The sequence below is a fragment of the Kutzneria sp. 744 genome, from assembly GCF_000568255.1.
Classification (GTDB): Bacteria; Actinomycetota; Actinomycetes; order Mycobacteriales; family Pseudonocardiaceae; genus Kutzneria.
In genome coordinates this window covers 10,887,590-10,903,184 of the sequence record NZ_KK037166.1, presented here as the reverse complement: position 1 = coordinate 10,903,184, position 15,595 = coordinate 10,887,590, and the positions used below count along the sequence as shown (strand labels likewise).

14 protein-coding genes and 1 tRNA gene are annotated in these 15,595 nt (G+C 68.5%); 1 reads left to right on the top strand and 14 read right to left on the bottom strand.

What is annotated here, in order from left to right:
* Positions 1–58 precede the first annotated feature (58 nt).
* The 12 genes from KUTG_RS49335 to KUTG_RS49280 form a co-directional block, all read right to left on the bottom strand.
* Positions 59–820 (bottom strand): maleylpyruvate isomerase family mycothiol-dependent enzyme, encoded by a 762-nt coding sequence (locus KUTG_RS49335; protein WP_043726897.1) that lies wholly within the window; start codon positions 818–820, stop codon positions 59–61.
* Positions 813–2,213, bottom strand: coding sequence for an amidohydrolase (locus KUTG_RS49330; protein ID WP_043726895.1), 1,401 nt, complete (start codon positions 2,211–2,213; stop codon positions 813–815). Before KUTG_RS49330 ends, KUTG_RS49335 begins: the two co-directional genes overlap by 8 nt.
* On the bottom strand, positions 2,210–3,010 hold the full coding sequence (locus KUTG_RS49325) for a dienelactone hydrolase family protein (RefSeq protein WP_043726894.1): 801 nt from the start codon (positions 3,008–3,010) through the stop codon (positions 2,210–2,212). Before KUTG_RS49325 ends, KUTG_RS49330 begins: the two co-directional genes overlap by 4 nt.
* On the bottom strand, positions 3,007–3,585 hold the full coding sequence (locus KUTG_RS49320; protein WP_043726892.1) for a TetR family transcriptional regulator: 579 nt from the start codon (positions 3,583–3,585) through the stop codon (positions 3,007–3,009). The genes KUTG_RS49325 and KUTG_RS49320 overlap by 4 nt, the downstream gene beginning before the upstream one ends.
* Positions 3,586–3,717: 132 nt before the next feature.
* Positions 3,718–4,266: a 3'-5' exonuclease gene (locus KUTG_RS49315; RefSeq protein ID WP_043726891.1), complete on the bottom strand. Its 549-nt coding sequence runs from the start codon at positions 4,264–4,266 to the stop codon at positions 3,718–3,720.
* Between the two features lie 20 nt (positions 4,267–4,286).
* The gene (locus KUTG_RS49310) at positions 4,287–5,003 is read right to left on the bottom strand and encodes a PIG-L deacetylase family protein (RefSeq protein ID WP_198047910.1); all 717 of its coding nucleotides are present in this window, start codon (positions 5,001–5,003) and stop codon (positions 4,287–4,289) included.
* A gap of 27 nt (positions 5,004–5,030) precedes the next feature.
* Positions 5,031–6,047: a LacI family DNA-binding transcriptional regulator gene (locus tag KUTG_RS49305; protein ID WP_043726887.1), complete on the bottom strand. Its 1,017-nt coding sequence runs from the start codon at positions 6,045–6,047 to the stop codon at positions 5,031–5,033.
* A gap of 9 nt (positions 6,048–6,056) precedes the next feature.
* The gene (locus KUTG_RS49300) at positions 6,057–7,409 is read right to left on the bottom strand and encodes a GH1 family beta-glucosidase (RefSeq protein WP_043726886.1); all 1,353 of its coding nucleotides are present in this window, start codon (positions 7,407–7,409) and stop codon (positions 6,057–6,059) included.
* Between the two features lie 2 nt (positions 7,410–7,411).
* On the bottom strand, positions 7,412–8,230 hold the full coding sequence (locus KUTG_RS49295) for a carbohydrate ABC transporter permease (protein WP_043726884.1): 819 nt from the start codon (positions 8,228–8,230) through the stop codon (positions 7,412–7,414).
* Positions 8,227–9,183: a carbohydrate ABC transporter permease gene (locus tag KUTG_RS49290; protein WP_052396369.1), complete on the bottom strand. Its 957-nt coding sequence runs from the start codon at positions 9,181–9,183 to the stop codon at positions 8,227–8,229. Before KUTG_RS49290 ends, KUTG_RS49295 begins: the two co-directional genes overlap by 4 nt.
* Entirely contained in the window at positions 9,180–10,451 is a 1,272-nt protein-coding gene (locus KUTG_RS49285) for an ABC transporter substrate-binding protein (RefSeq protein ID WP_043726882.1), read from the bottom strand. The genes KUTG_RS49290 and KUTG_RS49285 overlap by 4 nt, the downstream gene beginning before the upstream one ends.
* A gap of 474 nt (positions 10,452–10,925) precedes the next feature.
* Positions 10,926–13,784 (bottom strand): glycoside hydrolase family 2 protein, encoded by a 2,859-nt coding sequence (locus KUTG_RS49280; RefSeq protein ID WP_052396368.1) that lies wholly within the window; start codon positions 13,782–13,784, stop codon positions 10,926–10,928.
* Positions 13,785–13,958: 174 nt separating this feature from the next.
* On the opposite strand from KUTG_RS49280, the gene KUTG_RS49275 reads away from it, so the two are divergent.
* Positions 13,959–14,032: transfer RNA gene (locus tag KUTG_RS49275), tRNA-Pro, on the top strand.
* A gap of 80 nt (positions 14,033–14,112) precedes the next feature.
* On the opposite strand, the gene KUTG_RS49270 is transcribed toward KUTG_RS49275, so the two are convergent.
* Both KUTG_RS49270 and KUTG_RS49265 read right to left on the bottom strand, forming a co-directional pair.
* Positions 14,113–15,318 carry a site-specific integrase gene (locus KUTG_RS49270; RefSeq protein WP_043726881.1) on the bottom strand — a complete coding sequence of 402 codons (1,206 nt, stop codon included), beginning with the start codon at positions 15,316–15,318 and terminating at the stop codon, positions 14,113–14,115.
* Positions 15,302–15,535: a helix-turn-helix domain-containing protein gene (locus KUTG_RS49265; protein WP_157495362.1), complete on the bottom strand. Its 234-nt coding sequence runs from the start codon at positions 15,533–15,535 to the stop codon at positions 15,302–15,304. The genes KUTG_RS49270 and KUTG_RS49265 overlap by 17 nt, the downstream gene beginning before the upstream one ends.
* Positions 15,536–15,595: the final 60 nt, after the last annotated feature.

Below are 15,595 nucleotides of genomic sequence, written 5' to 3'. Positions count from 1 at the left end.
CGGATCACCCAGGCCCGCGGCCACCAGGTGCCCGACACCGAGCAGCAGCGGGAGTGGGTCAGAACCTTGAGTTCGTGAACCACTTCTCCAGCAGGTCGGCGTCGCCCTTCGTCTTGATCCGGGGATCGTCCACGCCGATGCGGCCATAGACCAGCAGGAGCAGGGCGTCCACGGTTTCGGCGCTCACCACGGCATCGGGGTCGGCCACGGCGCCGACCAGGCCGAAGGAGTCGGCGTCCAGGCGGACGGTCCAGTCGACCTCGGTGCCCCACACGCCGAAGCCGATGGTCTGCCCGTCACCACGGAGCCGGCTCACGGCCGGGGTGAAGTTCTCCGCCGACGGCAGGTTGACCAGGAACTCCTCGACGCCGTCGGCGGCCAGCGCCGGGTCGAAGGCCGTGACCGAAGCGGCGGCGAGCTCGGCGTCGTAGCGGTGGATGAGGCACTCCATCGCCATGCGCCGGGCCCAGAACCGCACGGCGCCGCCCGGGCCCCACGTGTACATCGCGGCGTCCGGATCGGCCGCCCGGAGCACCTTGGCCACCACGGCCTGACGAGCCACCAACCATTCCGGGTAGTCGGCGACATCGGCCGGCAGGCCGAAGTCGACCTCGGCGAACGGCAGCCGCTCCGGCGACCGCCGCTCGATCATCGCGGCGAACCACTGCTGGAGCCGGCCGATGTGCTCGACCACGTCCGCGAGCGTCCACCCGGGACAGCACGGCACCGGGGCCGAGAGGTCGTGTGTACGGGCGACCTCGCCGATCCGGGCCCCCTCGCGCTCGATGGCCTCGCAGTGCATCGCATACGTCTCAGCCATGTGTCGTCCGTCCTCCTGTCATCGTCAGCACGATCGGCATGTCCCGCAGCTCCCCGCGACGCGGATCCCGTTCCGCGACAAGGAGTTCGGCCATGTCCCCGACCTCGACCGAACTCCGCCCGCCGCATGCCGCGGCCAGCGCGGCCTCCAGCGGAATCCGCTGCTCGGGGTGCCACGCGGGCCGGTCGTCGTCGGTGCGGGTGACGGCGCTGGCGATGCCGTCCCACGGATCCAACGGCGACACCGGGGCGTCCGAGCCGATCTCCAGCGTCGCACCGGCGGCCAACAGCGACTGGTACGGGAAGGCCCGCCCGGTCCGGCCGGCCCAGTGGCGGTCGGCGACGTCACGGTCGTCCGGGGCGTGCGCGGGCTGCACGGAAGCGATCACGCCCAGCTGCGCGAACCGCGGCAGGTCCCGTTCCGACACCAGCTGCGCGTGCTCGATCCGGCCCCGGCAGCCGACGGTCTCGAAGGCGTCCAGGGCAATCTGGTTGGCGTGGTCGCCAATCGCGTGCACGGCCGGCACGATGCCGTTCTCCCACGCCCGCCGCATCAACGGCACCAGCTCCTCCGGCGGCACGACCACCACCCCGTGGCCGTCGCCGTCGTAGGCGTCATGGCAGAAGGCGGTTCTCGTGTTCAGCGACCCGTCCACGAACAGCTTGTACGGCCCGACGGTCAACAGCCCGTCGCTGCCCGGTACCACCGCGCCGGTCCGATGACCACGCTCGATCGCCGGCTCCAGCAGGTGCTTGGCGATCACGCCGGCCACCCGCACCGACGGCGTGCGGATCGCCAGCCGCCGCTGCCAGTCGGCGATGGTGTCGGTCAGCTCGTAGTCGACGATCTTGGTGACGCCGCGGGCCGCCGCCGCGTCGGCCGCCTCCAACACCCACGCGTCCGGGTCGCCGGCCAGCAGGCGGGCCGTGACGGCCATGCACTCCGCCTCGACGAGTACGCCGGTCGGGTGATCCACGCCGACTTCCTTGAGGGTCGCCGGGCTCAGCCACAGCGTGTGCAGGTCGGCGCTGAACAGCGCGACCTTACGGCCCGGCAGGGCGGCCTCCAGCAGATCCTTGTGCGGGGCGTCCGGCCACAGGCCGTCGACGAAGTTCGCGCCGAACACCCAATCTTGCGCGCCGCCGCGCACCAGCTCGACCGCCTCGGCCGCGGATTTGGCCTCCCCCAACGGAATCCGCCGCCGCGACGAGGCCCACTGCTGCATGTGGACGTGCGCGTCGACCAGCCCCGGCAGCAGGTGCCCGCCGTGGCCGTCGATCACCTCGCCCGGCAGCGTGCCCGGCTCGCCGAAGGCCGCGACCACTCCCCCGGCGATCCGCACGTCCACCAGCCGCCCATCGCGGTGGACGTTGCGCAGCACCAGATCCGTCACGCCGTCAGCCGCTCGCGCAGGAACTCCACGACTCGCTCCCGCGCGGCCAGCGCCTGGTGCCCAGGCCGCTCACGGACCTCGGCGGTCAGCACCGAGTGCGCGCCCTTGGCGAAGCCGCCGGGGTTGCCGGGCTTGGAGTCCAGCTCGATGACCTCGAACGCGTCGCCCAGCCGCCGGCGCAGCGTGGCGAAGCGCTCCTCCGGCACGGCCGGGTCCTGGCTGAACCGCAGGCCCATCACGCACAGGCCGTCCTCGGTGCGCTTGGCCACGGCCTGCATCTCGGCCTCCGACAGGCCGGGGTCGGCCCGCCGGGCCTTGCCCAGCGGGAACGGCACCGACGGCTGGCTCATGACCGGCGCCAACACCACATCCTCCACGGCCGTGGCCAGCGCGAACCCGCCGGTGAAGCACATGCCGATCACGCCGACGCCCTTGCCCGGGGTGCGGCCGGCCAGATCACGGGCGACGGCCCGCAGGTACTGGGTGATCGGCCGCTGGGCGTTCACCGCGAACGCCCGGAACTCGGCCGACACGCACAGCTTGGCGACCACACCCAGCACGTAGCCCACGGTCATCGGCTTGCCCGGTGTGCCGAACGGGGACGGCACCACCACGGTGAAGCCCTGCTCGACCAGGTGATCCGCGAGGCCGAGCACCAACGGCGTGATGCCGGGGACCTCGGGCACCAGCACGACGCCCGGCCCCTCGCCCTTCTCGTAGCAGTCATAGGTGAGGCCGGCCCCGGTGAACGGCGCCTTGCGCCAGCCGGTCAGGTCGGAGGTGGGCGCGTCGCTCATGCTGCCGAGTCCTTTCCCGCGACGACACCGCGCACCGCGGCCTCGATCGCCAGGCGAACGATCTTCGGGTCGGGCCCATCGTAGGTCGACACCGTGGCCGGGTTGCCCGAGCCCCACGCCGCCGCGGTGGCCAGCACCAGCGTCAGCACGACATCGGCCGGATACCGGCCGTCGACCCGGCCGTCGGCCTGGGCTCGGGCGATGGCCGCCACCTTGTCCGCATTGGACCTGGCGATCGCCGCCACCGCCTCGTCGTAGTCGCCCTGCTCCAGCCGGAACCAGCCGGCCAGCCGCAGCAGCCGCGGGTTGTCCAGGAAGAACTCGTACAGCTGCCCGGCGTAGGCCGGCAGGTCCGTCGCGCTGAAGGGCACCTCGCCCAGCAGCCGCACCACATGCGCCTCGAACACCGCGCGGAACAGCGTCTCCTTGTTGGTGTAGTGGACGTAGATCAGGTTCTTGTTGGCCTGCGCCGCCGCCGCGATGCGGTCCACCCGGGCGCCGGCGATGCCGTAGCGCGAGAACTCCTCGGTGGCCGCCTCCAGCAGGCGGGCCCTGGTGGCGTCGGCACGGGTCATGCATCGACCGTAGCAGCGGTGGCTCGAACATACGGACGAGCCGTTCGCCCGGGTCGCCGCCGGGTTCCCCTCCGACCACCGGCGTTCACGTTTCCGCAGGCCCACAAGGCATTCACGGCATCGCCGGGGTTGTCAAACGCCGCGCCAGCTCCCCCGTTCCACCATGAGCAGCACGAGCGCCGCGATGTTCCACGAGTCGTCGTCGCCGCGGTGGTGCCGTCCCTCCAGAGGCAGGCCGGTGATCTCCAGCGCCCGGGCCATGCCGACCTGCCGGCCGTCGCCGGCGAACACCGCCTTGGCGTTGGTGTGCCGCGCCCCGAACGGATAGTCCACTCCGGTGGCCGCGCACTGCCGGGTGAACTGCTTGCGGTCATAGTCGCCCCAGCTGGCCCAGCCCCGCTTGCGGGCCTCGTGCTCGTCGACCAGCCGGGCGCAGGCGTCCGCGAAGGACACACCGCCGTCCACTTCGGACTGGGTCAGCCCGGTCAGCGACGTGCAGAACTCACTCACCGACGACACCCGCGGCCGCACCAGGATCCGGTGCTTGGCCACGCGTTCACGCGCGACGAGGTCGACGACGGTCAGCCCGATCTCGATGATCTCGCTGACCTGCCCGGGCGGCGGGCTGCCCGGCCAACAGGTCGCCTCGACGTCGACGACGTTCACCAGACGTGCGGTCATGCGGCGAGATTAACCAGCCGCTACAAGTCGATTACCTCCACCGAGAGGCCGAACTTGGCCCCGAGCAGGCTGCCGGTCGGCCGCGCGACCGACTCCAGGAACTCGCGCGGGTCGCTCATCGGGTTGTCGACCAGTCCCCGCAGGTACTCGCCGTGCGCCTCCAGCGACGCGACGCCGAGGTCGAAGCCCGCCGTCACGTCGACGCCGTGCCGCGCATTCGGGCTGCCGACGACAAAAACGTGCTTGGCCTTCCACGGCTCCAGCCCCAGATCCCGGAACACCCAGCGGTTCGAGGCGTCCCGGGCGGCGTCCAGCCCGGCCCGGCCGACCGCGATGTGGTCGGCCTGGTTGGGGTTGCCCGGCCCCCAGAACTCGCGCCAGGTCGTGATCAGCACGATGTCCGGCCTGTGCCGGCGGATCGCCGCGGCGAAGGCCCGGCGCAGCGGCAGGCCGTACTCCACGACGCCGTCCGGGAAGCCGTAGAACTCCACCTCGTCCACACCGACGATCGCGGCCCCGGCGCGCTCCTCGGCCTCGCGCAGCGGACCGCACCGCTCCGGGTCGATGGCGTCGATGCCGGCCTCGCCGCTGGTGGCCAGGCCGTAGACGACGCGCTTGCCCTGGGCGGTCCAGCGCGCGACGGCCGCGGCGGTGCCGTACTCCAGATCGTCGGGATGCGCGACGAGCGCCAGCACGCTGTCGAAGGACTCGTCGACCGGCTCCAGTGCCTCGGGCATGCTCACGGGCGCAACGGTACCTCTCCGCTACGCCGTCTCGCGGCAGATCAACTCGGTCGGCAGCAGCACCGACGGCGGCAACTCCACGTCGCCCTCGAACTGCGCCAGCAGCCGCCACGTCATGGTCCGCCCCAGTTCCTCTATCGGCTGCCGGACCGTGGTCAGCGGCGGCACGGAGGTCGCGGCCAGCCCCGAGTCGTCGAAGCCGACCACCGCGATGTCCTCCGGCACCCGGATGCCCCGCCCCCGCAGCACGTGCAGCGCCCCGATGGCCATCAGGTCCGAGGCCACGAACACCGCGTCCAACCCGGGATGGGCGGTCAGCAGCTGCTCCATCGCCGCCATGCCGCCCTCCAGGCTGAAGTCGGCGTGCGCGATGGCGTCCGTCGGCCGGCCGGCCATGGACAGCGTGCGCCGCCAGCCGCTGAGCCGGTCGATGCCCACGGCCATGTCCCTCGGGCCGGCGATGGTGCCCACGTGCCGGCGGCCCTGGTCGATCAGGTACTGCGCGGCCTGCCCGGCGCCGTTGAAGTTGTCGGCGTCGACGTACGGCACCGCGACCTTGGCCAGCGGCCGCCCGCACAACACCACCGGCAGCCCGGACGCGACCAGCTGCGCCGGCAGCGGATCCTCTCCGTGCAGGCTGACCACCAGCGCCCCGTCCACGTGCCCAGAGGTCAGGTAGTTGGCCATCGAGCCATGGTCCTGCTCGTCCTGGGCCATCAGCAGCACCAGCTGCAGCCCGCTGCCGGCCAGGCCGGCGTGCACGCCGCGCAGCACCCGGGCGAAGAACGGGTCCCCGAGCACGCGGTCGCCGTGCTCGGAGACGACCAGCGCGATCGAGTTGGTGCGCTTCATCGCCAGCGACCGGGCCAGCATGTTCGGGCTGTAGCCGAGGCTGGTCACGGCCTGCGCCACCGCCTCGCGGGCCTTGGCGCTGACATAGGTGCGACCGTTGATCACCCGCGAGGCGGTGGACCGGGACACCCCGGCCACCCTGGCCACCTCGTCGAGGGTCGGGACTTCCCGGCCGTCTTCGGCCACGCTCTACCCCTACTCCGGCAGGGCGTTCGCCCTTGCCACCGTCGCGTACCACCTGCCGCTCAGCTTAGGAGTGCGGGCGAAGGTGTCGAAGTCGACATGCGCAATCCCGAACCTTTTCGCGTAACCCTCCGCCCACTCGAAGTTGTCCAGCAGGGACCAGGCGAAGTAGCCGCGCACGTCCACACCTGCGGCGATGGCGTCCCGCACGGCCCCGAGGTGTTGCTCGAAATACCGCCGCCGGGCGTGGTCGTCTATCCGGCCGTCGACGACGGTGTCGTCGTAGGCCGCGCCGTTCTCGGTGATGTGAATGGGCAGGCGCGGGTATTCGTCGTGCAGGCGGTTCAGGACGGTGAACAATCCGTCCGGCAATTCCTCCCAGCCCATCGCCGTCGTCGGCAATCCCCGACCCACGTTGTGCACGTGTTCGGAACCGATCCATTCCGGCGTGCGGTCGCCGACGTGGCCGGTGACGTGGTGGCCGGTGTAGTAGTTGACGCCGAGGGTGTCGAGCGGGGCGCCGATCAGGTTCAGGTCGCCGGGGCGGATGTGGTCGGCGAAGCCCAGCGGCGCCAGGTCCTCCAGCACGTCCGCCGGGTACTCGCCGCGCAGCACGGGGTCGAGGAAGAGCCGGTTCTGGAGGCCGTCGACCCTCCTCGCCGCGTCGATGTCCTGTGCGTCGTACGGGTTCACGGGTTGGACCGGGTACAGGTTCAGCGTGATGCCGACGTCGCCGCGGATGATCGACCGGGCCATGCCATGGGCCAGCAGCAGATGGTGCACGGCCGCAGCCGCGGCTTTCGGCTCGCGGCGGCCGGGGGCGTGCACGCCGGCGCCGTATCCGAGCAGGGAGGCGCAGTAGGGCTCGTTCAGCGTGGTCCAGTTGTGGACGCGGTCGCCGAGCGCCTCGTGCACGACCTGGGCGTAGTCGGCGAAGTGCTGTGCGGTGTCGCGATTGGCCCAGCCGCCGCGGTCTTCCAGCCGCTGCGGCAGATCCCAGTGGTAGAGCGTGAGGAACGGCGTGATGCCGCGATCGAGCAGGCCGTCGACCAGCCGCTCGTAGAAGTCGATGCCCTTGCGGTTGATCGCGCCGTCGTCGTCGATGATTCGAGGCCACGACACGGAAAACCGGTAGGCGTCAAGGTTCAGCTCGGTCATCAACGCCAGGTCGACGTCGAGCAGGTGGTAGTGATTCGCCGCCACGTCACCGGTGTCTCCGTTGACCGTCCGGCCCGGTGTGCGGCTGAAGACGTCCCAGATGGACTCGCACCGACCGTCCTCGGCCGCCGCGCCCTCCACCTGGTAGGCGGCCGTCGCCGCGCCCCACAGGAATCCTTCCGGGAACACCCCAGCGGAATCAAGCACAGTTACCCCTTCACGGCGCCCTGCATGATGCCGGCGACGAGCTGACGGCCCACCGCGACAAACAGCAGGAAGATCGGGATCGTTGCCAGCGTGGTGCCGGCCAGCACCAACGCGTAGTTGACGTAGTAGCCGGCCTGGAGCTGCTCCAGGGCCAGCTGGATGGTCGGGTTGTTCTGGTCGAGCGCGATCAGCGGCCACAGGAAGTCGTTCCAGGACTGCATGAACGTGAACAGGCCGAGCATGGCCGCGGCCGGCCGGGCGGCCGGCACGGCGACGTGCCAGAAGATCCTGATCATCGAGCAGCCGTCGGACCGGGCCGCTTCGATCAGCTCCGACGGCACCGCGTCGGCCAGGTACTGGCGCATCCAGAACACGCCGAACGCGCTGACCAGGTTGGGCACGATCACCGCCTGCAGGTGACCGGCCCAGCCGAACTCGGACATGGCCATGTAGAGCGGGATGATGCCCAGCTGCGTGGGCACCGCCATCGTCAGGACCACGAGTACGAAAAGGACGTTGCTGCCCTTGAACCTCAGCTTGGCGAAGGCGAAACCGGCCAGCGTGGAGAACACGACGACCGACAGCGCCACCGAACCGGAGACGATGACACTGTTCACCATGGCGTGCCAGAACGGGATCGTGTCGAGCACCTGCTGGGCGTTGCTCAGGAAGTTGCCGCCCGGCAGCAGCGGCGGCACCTTGTCGGTGAGGATGTCGTTGCCGTGGCTGGGCACCAGGAACGACCAGTACAGCGGGAAGACCGAGCCGAGGATGAAGGCGATCAGCAGGCCGTAGACGAGGAATCCCGGTCGGCGGGTCATCGGCTCAGCCTCCTCGTGATGAAGTAGTTGCCGATCGCCGCCAACACGATCACCAGGAACAGCATCCAGGCGATGGCGCTGGCGTAACCGAGCTGCTGGTTGTCGAACGCCGACTGGTACAGGTAGAGGGTCACGGTCTGGAACTGGTTGGTCGAGCCGCCGGTGTCCGAGCCGGGCATCGCGCTGAACAGCTTGGGCTCGGTGAAGATCTGCAGGCCGCCGATGGTGGACGTGATCACCACGAAGATGACGGTCGGTCGCAGCATCGGCAGTGTGATGCTGGTGAACCGGCGCCAGGGGCCCGCGCCGTCGATCAGCGCCGCCTCGTTGAGCTCCGGTGGTATCGCCTGCATCGCCGCCAGCACGATCAGCGCGTTGTAGCCGGTCCAGCGCCAGTCCACCATGGTGGCGATGGCGAGATGGCTGGCCAGGCGGTCGGCCTGCCAGTCGATCTTGCCGATGCCGACGAAGTCGAGCACCGAGTTGACCAGGCCGTAGTTGACGCCGAACAGGTTGCCGAAGATGATGCCGACCGCGACGAGGCTGGCCACGTACGGCACCAGCACGCCCATCCGGAATCCCGTGCGCAGCCGCAGGTTCGTGTTCAGCAGCACGGCCACGGCGATCGCCACGATCACCTGCGGCACGCTGGAGAGCAGGAAGATGCTGATCGTGTTCACCAGCGCGTTCCAGAACTGCGGGTCGGCCAGGAGCTCGGTGTAGTTGCCGACGCCGACGAACTTCGCCGTGTCATCGCCGAGCCGCCAGTCGAACAGTGACACGTATGCCGTGTACAGCAACGGAAACATGCCGACCAGCGCGAACACCGCGAAGAACGGCGCGACGTAGAGGTACGGCGAGACCTTGAGATCCAGCTTGTCCAGGCGGTCCCGCCGCGCGACGACCGGAGCGGTGGCCTCCGGTCGTCGCGCGGGCAGTCGGGTCAGCGTCACTTCGCTGCCTTCTGTGCGCCGGCGACTGCTTGCTGCCAGCCGTCGGCGGCCGACTTGCCCTGTTCCACCGCCTGCAGTGCCGGGGCGAACACGTCGTCCTGGATCTGACCGTCCGCGGGACCCTTGTACTGGGCCTTCGTCAGCTTCTTGGCCAGGTCCGCGTACAGCGCACCGGTCTTCGGGTCGGCGAAGTAGGCGTTGGTGGTGTTGAGCAGCTCCGGCGACTGCAGGGCCTGCACCTGGCTGGGGAACGGGCCCTTGGCCACGAACGCCTTGATCTGCTGCTGCGGCGCGGTCAGCCAGGCCGCGAGCTCGGCGGCTTCCTTGGGGTGCTTGCTCTGCAACGGGACCGTGAGGTACGAGCCGCCCCAGTTGCCGCCGCCGTCGGGGAAGGCCGAGGAGACGGCCCACTTGCCCTTGTTGTCCGGACCCGAGTTCTGCTCGATCGAGCCGAGCATCCAGGCCGGGCAGACGGTCGTGGCGAAGGCACTGGTCTTGAAGCCGGCCTGCCACTCGTTGCCGAACGACACCAGCTTGGCCGACTCCTTGTCGGCGATGGCCTGCGTGACCGCGTCCCAGTCCTTCTTGATGTCCGGGTTGGTGGCCACCACCAGGTTGTCGTTCTGGTCGTAGTAGCCGACGTCGTGCTGGTTGTGCATGGCGTTGAAGATCTGGGTCGAGGTGTCGAACCAGGGCTTGCCGGTCTTCTGCACGTAGGTCTTGCCGGCGTCGAAGTAGCTCTGCCAGCTGCTGAACAGCGCCTTCACGCCGTCCGGGTCGCTGGGCAGGCCGGCCGTCTGGAGGAGATCGGTCCGGTAGCACATGGCCAGCGGTCCGATGTCGGTGCCGTACCCGATCAGCTTGCCGTCCTTGGACTTGCCGCCCTCGTACTTCCAGGGCAGCCAGCGGTCCGGGCCGGCGTCGGCCGGGCCGATCTTGCTCAGGTCGTTGAACTTGTCGGCCTTGGCCATCACCTGGGCTCGGTAGCCCTCCTCGATGGCCTCGACGTCGTCTAGCCCGGAACCGGCCGCGAGCTTGGTGAACAGCTCCTTGTGGTGCGGCGCGGCCTGGCCGACCTTGTGCTGAGTGACCACGATGTTCGGATGCTCGGTCTGATACTGCTTGAGCAGGTCCTCGTAGCCGAACTCGCCGAAGGTGGCGATGGTTAAGTGGATCTTGCTGTCCGCCGCGTCGCCGGCCCCGCAGGCGGTGACCAGGCCGGCCACCACGGCCGTCGCGATGGCGGTCGCGAGAAGTCTCTGACGCATGTGCTCCGCTCCATTCTGGAAGCGCTTCCAGACGCTGCGGGCGAGTTTGTCGGCCTGTGGTCATCAGGTCAACAGGTCGACACCATCTCGTGACCGAGTTTCTGGAAGCGCTCCCAGACCGACTGGACGCTGACGGACGCCACGGAGCCGCGACACAGCCGCACCACCGTGACTGGGACCGCCTACCAGGTGGACGACAAAATCGCAGCGGGCTGCGGAGCCGCAGCCACTCAACACAGAAGGGGCCCACACACCGGCGAGGACGCCGATACCGCCGTCACCACTGCCAACGACGCCCGGACAAGGCGATCGCCGACGACAAGCAGCAGGCGCAGGACGAGCAGAACAGCGCCGAGGTGTGGATCGCCCAGTGCCCTGGCCTGGGATCCGCCGCTGACCGAGACCGGCGTGATCGGCCACAACTGAAAACGGCGCCGCCGGGAGGTCCGGCGGCGCCGCTGTGTTACCGGTCGATCACCCCACGTGCAGGATGTTGTGCGCGGCCACAGCCGCCTCCTGCGCAGCGCAGGACACCAGGTCGCTGCCGGCCTTCACGTCGAACTTCGGCAGGTTCCAGCCCTGAAGGCTGACCACCGGCGTCGCGCCGCGCAGATCGGCCGCGTCGTAGGTGACCGTGAGGGTCTGCGACTCCCCCGGCCACAGCGTGACGTCGTTGTCGCTCCACACGCCCGAGGTCACCTGGTTGTCGCCGGGCTTCTCGGAGCCGTCCGCGTTGCCGCGCCGGATGTCCGCCCGCAGGAAGAAGCCGACGATCGGCTGCTTCGAGGTGTTGGTGACCGTCACCTTGGTCGCCTGCTTGCCATCCCGCTGCCTCTGCGAGGCCGCCACCGCGGACACCTTGGCCTGCTGGAGGTTCTGCAAGCCCTTGAGGTTGCCGTACTGGGTCATGGTCGCCTGCGGGTTGCCGTAGCTGGCCGGCCAGTCGACGACGTCCTGCTGCGTGGACAGCCAGTACACGTTACGGTCAACGACTTGGTTTCCCTTGCGCAGCAACAGCTCCACGAAGTACGTCTGCGCCTTGGCCGGCGGCGTGGTGACCGCCGGCGTCTTCGGCTTGAGCACGTCGGTGCTGACCTGCTGGCTGGCCAGGGAGGTCGGGGCCGTGCGCTGGCTGTCCAGCACGTTGCCGTCGGTGTCGTACACCTTCGACTCGACGGTCAGGCCGTCCTGCTTGTCGGCGCCCAGGTTGTCGATCGTGACGCCGCCGTCGTCGTAGCCGTACAGGACGTGCAGCGGCTCGTTGGCCTTCTTCGCGCCGAAGAAGCTGCCGGCCTGGTCGCCGTCGTTGTTGTACAACGTCCACAGCAGACTCGGCCACCCCTTGTTGCCCTGCCAGTAGATCGTGCCGGTGGCCGGCGTCGGCTGGTTGGTCGAGTGGTCGATGAACGCCTCGAACTGCGAGCGGGTGTTCTCGTAGTTCTGCACCTGCGCCTGCTGCACGTACTGGTCGAGGCTGTTCCACTGGCCGTAGCGGTTCTGCAGGGCCGTGTCGAACGTGAACAGCGTGCCGAAGGCGTAGCCGCCGTGGTCGGCCTCGAAGTTCAGGTGGTACTGGTTGTAGGCCGGATCCTGCCAGAGCTTGGCCTGCTCGTCCGCGCTCATAAAGCGGTTGAGCGAGTCCCGCGTCGGCACCGTGTCGCCCGCGCTCTGCTCGCTGTCGAAGCCCCAGGAGCCGCCCACGTTGGTGCGGGAGTCGTCGGTCGGGTCGAAGTGCGTGGTGTCGTACCAGTAGCTCGGGGACACGTAGTCGTACGGCCCCTCCTTCTCGCCGGCCTGGCCCAGCTTCGGGCTGGCCTTGTACTCCGCCGAGGCCACAACCGGCTGCGTGAAGTCCGCGTCCTTGAAGCCCTGCAGCGAGACCGCCTCCTGGCGGGGCGTCGGCTGGTTGTCGCTCCAGTTGAACGTGATCACGCTCGGGTGGTCGCGCAGCCGCTCGCCGACCGACTGGGCGCTGTTCTGGATGATCTTGAAGTCCTCATCCGTGACGCCCTTCTCGTTGCCGGGCAGCTCCCAGTGGTCGCAGCAGGACCAGCCCGCGTTGACCATGATGCCGGCACGGTCCATCTGCTGGTAGAAGTCGTCAGGAAGGAAGTGGCCCTCGACGCGGACCAGGTTGATGCCCATGTTCTTGAGCAGCCGGATCTGCTTGGCGATGTCGGCCGAGTCGTAGCGCAGGAACAGGTCCTCCGCGAAGCCCGCGCCGCGGATCACCAGCGGCTTGCCGTTGATGGAGTACTGCCGCACGCCCTGCGGCGCCGCCGGCGAGGGGCTGATCAGGCCCGTCGTCACCGTGCGGATGCCGAACTGCTCGCTCGTGCCGCTGCCCTGGACCTCCGTGGTCAGCGTGTACAGCGGCTGGTCGCCCAGGTAGTACGGCCACCACACCTTCGGGTGGTCGATCACGATCGGCCGGAACGTCACCGTCTGAGTGCTGTGCGGTTGGACCGTCACCGTCTGCTGCACCGTGTCGCGGCGGCCGTTCGGGTCCGTCACCGTCGCCTTGGCCACCGTCGTGACCGTGCGGTCGCCGTTGTTGGTGACGTCCGTCTTCGCCGTCAGGGTCGAGCGGCTCATGTCCTTCGTGTTGTCCTGCAGCACCCTGGCGTTGCCGTTGTTCAGGGCGCCCGAGACCTTCAGCTGGACCGGGAAGTGGATGCCCGTGTTGTTGTCCGGCGGGACCTGGTTCCAGTCGATGTCCGAGACCGTGAACATCGCGCCCGGGTCGTTCGGGTAGAGCTTCAGGGCCACCGTGTTGCGGCCCTTCGTGGTGAGCTTGGAAACGTCAAATGTGAACTTCGTGTAGGCGCCCGTGACCGTGCTGCTGATCGCCACCTGTTGCCCGTTCACCCACACGTCCGCCTTGCCGATCACGCCGTTCACGATCAGCTGCCTCGTGTCGCCGCTGCCGTCCGGCGTGAAATCCGTGCGGAACCACCACGGCACGTCGAACGGCGGGATCGTCACCGGGCCCGCGTTGTCCGTCGTGTACCCGAAGCACTTGCGCATGTTGTCCGAGAAGTAGACGTCCGGGCACTTCCCGTTCTGCAGCAGCGCCGTGATCTCCGTACCCGGTGCTCCCCCGTCGTCCGGCCGCACCTTCAGCCAGGTCCTGGTGTCGAAGCCCGGCTTCGACACCTCCGCCCCCGGCTGCGTCGCCTGGGCGCTGCTCTGCACCTGCCACCCTTGGCCGCCCAGCGTCTGTAGCCCCCGCTCGCCGCCGGCCGGCTCCGCCTGCCCCGGCATCGCCCCCGTGGCAGCCACCAGGCTCACCAGCAGGGCCGCCACCAGCCCCCTGCCCAGCGCTCGTCTCATCTGCCCCAGCTCCCCGCACGCCGAAATAGTTCAGAAGGTTTCCTAACACACATCCCCACCCGCCGGAAGCCCTCCATTCCCCCAGCTCAGCGCCCAGACACCCCCCGATTTCGATCTTTCCCCCCGGTGCGCTAAGCTATCCCAGCACTCAACGAACACCCCCGAGTGCAAGACCGGGACGTGGCGCAGTTTGGTAGCGCACTTGACTGGGGGTCAAGGGGTCGCAGGTTCAAATCCTGTCGTCCCGACGGTCGAAATTGCAGGTCAGAGGCCCTGCCACCAACACAGGTGGCAGGGCCTCTATCGTACTGAGTGACTAACTGCGTGACTACGGCTTGGGCTTGCCCGGGAAGATCCGGTCCATCGCCGTGGCCCCCTCCTCCATCACGGGCTTGATCTGGTGCCGGTAGACCGCCTCCGTCACCGCCGTGCCGCTGTGACCGACCAACCGCGCGATGTCCTCCAACCGCACCCCCTCACTCGACAACAGCGAAACGAAGCTGTGCCGCATCTCCCTCGGGGTCCACTCCCCCGGCACCAGCCCCGCGCCGGCATCCTTGAGCACTCGCCGGAAGCCTCTCCGGACGTTGTGGGAGTCCAGCGCGCTGCCGACCTCCGATGCAAAGACCAGGTTGTTGTCCTCCCAGCGGGCATGGATCGCGCGCGGACCACCGGCAGCCTGCCGTTGTCGAATCGCCTTCCGCCGCGCGTCCTGCATGTCGCGATGTTCCGCCAACGCCTCGACACAACGCGTCGGCATCGCCAGCGTGCGGCGAGACTTCCTGGTCTTGGTGTCACCTCCCTCCCTCACCGAGTACCAGACGGCAATGGACGGCAACATCGGCTCGTCCGCATCTGGCTTGCCCACGAGGTCCACGCAGTCCCATGTCAGCGCGCGCAACTCTTCGGTGCGGGCACCGAGCAGGATCGACAACACAATGTAGGCGTGATACGGTGAATTCCGAGCTGCATTGAGAACGGCCTCCGCCTGCTCCAACGTCAGCGCCTTTGACGGTCTACCGTCTAGCCCCGTTGGGATCTCACACAATGCGACGACGTTGCGCTTGACCTTGTCTCGCGCTTGAGCGTGTTTGACCGCTCGACTGAGCAGCGAATGCAGTAGCCGCAGTGTGCGGGTACTCAGTTCAACCGTCATCCCGGCGAGCCACTTATCAACATCCTCCGCACTCAGCTTGCGAAGCGACTGCCAACCAATCTTCGGGACGATGTGCTTCTCTGCGAGGCAGTGGTAGTTGCTGACCGTTCCTGCACTGCGGCCGTTCAGACCGAACGCCAACCATGCGTTCACAGCGTCAGCCACCGTGTAGCCATCAGGACCGACAGGCAAACCGTCGTCAAGGTCGCGCAGGATCTCTTTAAGCTTGTCCTTAGCTTCGGTTTTCGTCTTTCCACTGGCCCGCTTGGTCAGCCGCTTCCCGTTACTGTCGAACCCAAGACTTGCGGTCGCAATCCAACGCTTACGATTATCATCCCAATGCAGACCACCGTCACCACGGCTACGACGCTTGGTCAAATTCCACCCCCGATTCACTCATAAGCAATTCGACGTACGCGTTAATGGCCACAGCCGGAACAAGGCGGGCCGATCCCTGCTTGACCGTCTTGAGTCGACCGGCCCGAATCTGCTCGTAAATCACCGAACGACTCATGGAGAGCAGCGCCATTGCCTCCGGAATGCGGTACAGGTGCCGCGTAGGCACGACGGTCGGCACGTGCGCCAGCTCCGGCATGACGTCCCCCTGTTCGTGGCGTGCTCGGTCGGCCGGCCGACGGCGGACAGCGGCGGTCGC